Here is a 3,280-nt window from a genome sequence, read left to right as displayed (position 1 = left end):
CACTCCCCCCGGTAGCCGGCGAAGACGTCGACGAAGTCGGCAGGCGGCCGGGCGGTGGTCCCGACGACCATCGGCAGACCGTGCTCGACGGCGAGGCGGACCGACTCGCTGCCGACCCCGGCGCTGATCCACACCGGGGGCGTCTCCTGCGCGGGCCGCGGCTGCGTCCGCACCCCGCGCAGCGCCGGCCGGAACCGCCCGTCCCAGTCCACCCGGTCCTCGGTCCACAGCTGGAGCAGAAGCTCGACGCCTTCGCGCTTGCGGTCGGCCTTGGTCGCCGGATCCTGCCCGAACACCGTCCAGGGGTCGGGGAAGAACGAGCCGCCCGCAACCAGTTCCAGCCGGCCGTCCGAGAGCAGGTCCACCAGCGCGTAGTCCTCGGCCAGGAGCACGGGGTCCCGGTTGGCGACGAGCGTGGTCCCGGTGGCGAGCCGGATCGTGCTGGTGTGCTCGGCGATGGCCGCGAGCACGATCGCGGGTGAGGAGATGACGTCCCGCTCACCGAAGTGGTGCTCGCCGACCGCGTACCAGACGAAACCGAGCTCCTCGGCCGCGGCCGCCGCGCGCACGACGTCCCGCAGCCGCTGACGCTGGGTCAACACGGCGCCGGTGCGGGGGTCCGGCAGCAGGCTGCCGAAAGTGATCAGTCCAAGTTCCACGGCCTGTTCCTCACTGGTGAGTGTCTTCACGTAGGTCGTTGTCCGGCTGGGCGTCGGCGCAGGCAGGCCCGGGCGTCCGCAGGTTGCCGGGAATCGCCGCCAGCAGGGCGCGGGTGTAGTCGTCGCGCGGCGCGCTGAACAGCCGCTCGGTCTCTGCCAGCTCGACCAGCCGGCCCTGGCTGAGCACCGCCACCTGGTCGGCGAGCTGCCGGACGACGGCCAGGTCGTGGGAGATGAACAGGTACGTCAGGCCGTGCTGCACCCGCAGGTCCATCAGTAGCCGCAGGATCTGGGCCTGGACGGTCACGTCGAGGGCGGAAACCGGTTCGTCGCAGACCAGCAGTCGCGGGGTGAGGGCGAGCGCACGGGCGATGGCGACGCGCTGGCGCTGCCCGCCGGACAGCTCCACCGCCGTGCGGCGGGCGACGCTCGCGGGCAGCGCCACGCTCTCCAACAGCTCGGCCACCCGCGCCGGCCGTCCGGCCCGGTCGACGATCCCGTAGTTGCGCAGGGGCTCGGCGACGATCTCCTCGACCGTGAACCGCGGATTCAGCGAGCTGTAGGGATTCTGGTAGATCAGCTGGACGCGGCGGTGTAGCGCCCGCAGCCGCGAGCCGGCTGCGCCGGTGATGTCCTGCCCGTCCAACCGGAGGGTGCCGGCCGTCGGCCTCGTCAGGCCCACCACCATGCGGCCGATGCTGGTCTTGCCCGATCCGGACTCCCCGACCAGTCCCAGCGCGGCCCCGGGCGCGATGGTGAAGCTGACGTCGTCGACCGCCGGGCGCGCCCGGCGCCGACCGAGGCCGCGCCCCGGATAGACCAGCCGCAGCCCCTCGACCGACAGCAGCGGCGCATCCGGGCCGCCCACCGCGGGGCTCGCCACCACGGGCCCTGGCACCACGGGCCCTGGCACCACGGGCCCTGGCACCACGGGCCCTGGCACCACGATTGCCATCGCGGCGGCACGGGGGCGATGGCCGTCCGGACGGTCGACACCTGGGCGGAGCCTGGTCAGGCCGGGGATGTCGGCCAGCAGCCGGCGCGTGTAGGGCTCGCGCGGCGCCGTGAGGACTCCGGCGGTCGGCCCGGTCTCGACCACCCGGCCGTCCGCCATCACGACGACGTGGTCGGCCCGATCGGCGACGACCGCGAGGTCGTGGGTGACGAGCAGGACCGTCAGGCCGGCGGTGGCGACGAGCGTGTCGACATGGTCGAGGATCTGGCGCTGCACGGTGACGTCGAGCGCCGACGTCGGCTCGTCCGCCACGAGCAGGCCGGGTCGCGCGGCGGTGGCCATGGCGATCAGCACCCGCTGTCGCAGGCCGCCGGACAGCTCGTGCGGATACTGCCGGGCCCGGGCGGCGGCATCGGGGATCCCGGCCTGCGCGAGCAGCTCCACCGCCCGCGCCCTGGCCACGGCCCGGGGCAGGCGCTCGTGTGCCCGCAGTGCGTCGGCGACGTGTCGGCCGATCGTGGTCACCGGATTCAGGCTGACCCCGGGATCCTGCGGCACCAGGCCGACGCGGGCGCCGCGTATCTCGCGCCAGGCCCGTTCCGGCCGGCCGGCGAGCTCCTGACCGTCCAGCCGGATGCTGCCCGCCTCAACCCGCCCGCCCTCGGGGAGCAGCCCGACGAGTGCGTGTGCCAGCGTGGTCTTGCCCGAGCCGGACTCCCCCACGACAGCGGTGATCCCTCCGGTGGGTACGTCGATGTCCACCCCGTCGAGCGCCACGAGACGGCCCCCGGCGGCACGATAGGTGACACGCAGCCCGCGCACGGTCAGCAGGCTCGACGCGCCGCTGGCGACCGGCGGGTCTCGGTGGGCGGCGCCGGTCACGGCCGGCCCTGCCCGGTCTCGTGCAACCGGGACAGCCGGTTCGCGGCGAGCACGACCGCGGCGACGGTGAGCCCAGGTACGGTTGTCAGCCACCATGCGGTGGCCAGGTACTCGCGTCCGCCGGCGACGAGAGCGCCCCACTCCGGGGCCGGTGGCGGCGGTCCGTAGCCGAGGAAGCTCAGCGACGACACGGCCAGGACGACCAGCCCGAAGTCGAGCGCCGCGAGGGCCAGCACCGGGCCGACGGACGCGGGCGCGACGTAGCGGGCCAGGATCCGCCACCAGCGGGCCCCGCAGAGCGCGGCCGCCTCCACGAACGGGGCCGTTCGCACCCGTAGCACCTCGGCCCGGGTGAGCCGGGCGAAGCTGGCCACGCTGGTGAGGGCGACCGCGATCGCGACCTTGAGCGTGCCGAAGCCCAGCGCGCTGATCACCAGCAGCGACAGCAGCACCGGCGGGATGGACAACGTGACATCGACCAGGCGCATGATCGCCGCGTCGACCCATCGGCCGAGATAGCCGGCGAGCAGACCGAGTAGGACACCGACGCCCAGCGCGACGCCGGTCGCGGCGAGCGCGGTCCGCAACGAAAGCGACGCGCCGTGGACCACTCGCGCGTACAGGTCCCGGCCGAGCTGGTCGGTGCCGAACAGGTGCTGCCGGTTCGGCGCCCGGAATCGGCTTGCCGGATCCCCGACGCTCGGCGACTGGTGGGAGAACCAGCCGGGAGCGAGCATCCACCCCAGCGCCACCAGCAGCACCAGGACGGACAGCGTGACGCCGG

At 74.1% G+C, this 3,280-nt stretch carries 3 protein-coding genes; all 3 read right to left on the bottom strand.

Going from position 1 to position 3,280, the window contains the following annotated elements; all coding sequences use genetic code 11:
- Positions 1-659, bottom strand: a 659-nt coding sequence (locus NBZ85_RS29290; protein WP_261557817.1) for an LLM class flavin-dependent oxidoreductase, incomplete at its 3' end; no start/stop codon positions are given.
- A 10-nt stretch (positions 660-669) separates the two neighbouring features.
- Complete coding sequence (locus tag NBZ85_RS29285) at positions 670-2,496, bottom strand: dipeptide ABC transporter ATP-binding protein (protein ID WP_261563186.1); 1,827 nt, start codon at positions 2,494-2,496, stop codon at positions 670-672.
- Positions 2,493-3,280, bottom strand: a 788-nt coding sequence (locus tag NBZ85_RS29280; RefSeq protein ID WP_261563184.1) for an ABC transporter permease, incomplete at its 5' end; no start/stop codon positions are given. The genes NBZ85_RS29280 and NBZ85_RS29285, both read right to left, overlap by 4 nt.

Source organism: Frankia tisae (genome assembly GCF_025403405.1).
Classification (GTDB): Bacteria; Actinomycetota; Actinomycetes; order Frankiales; family Frankiaceae; genus Frankia; species Frankia tisai.
Note: the sequence above shows the minus strand (reverse complement) of the source record. Positions and strands in the feature narration are given on the sequence as shown.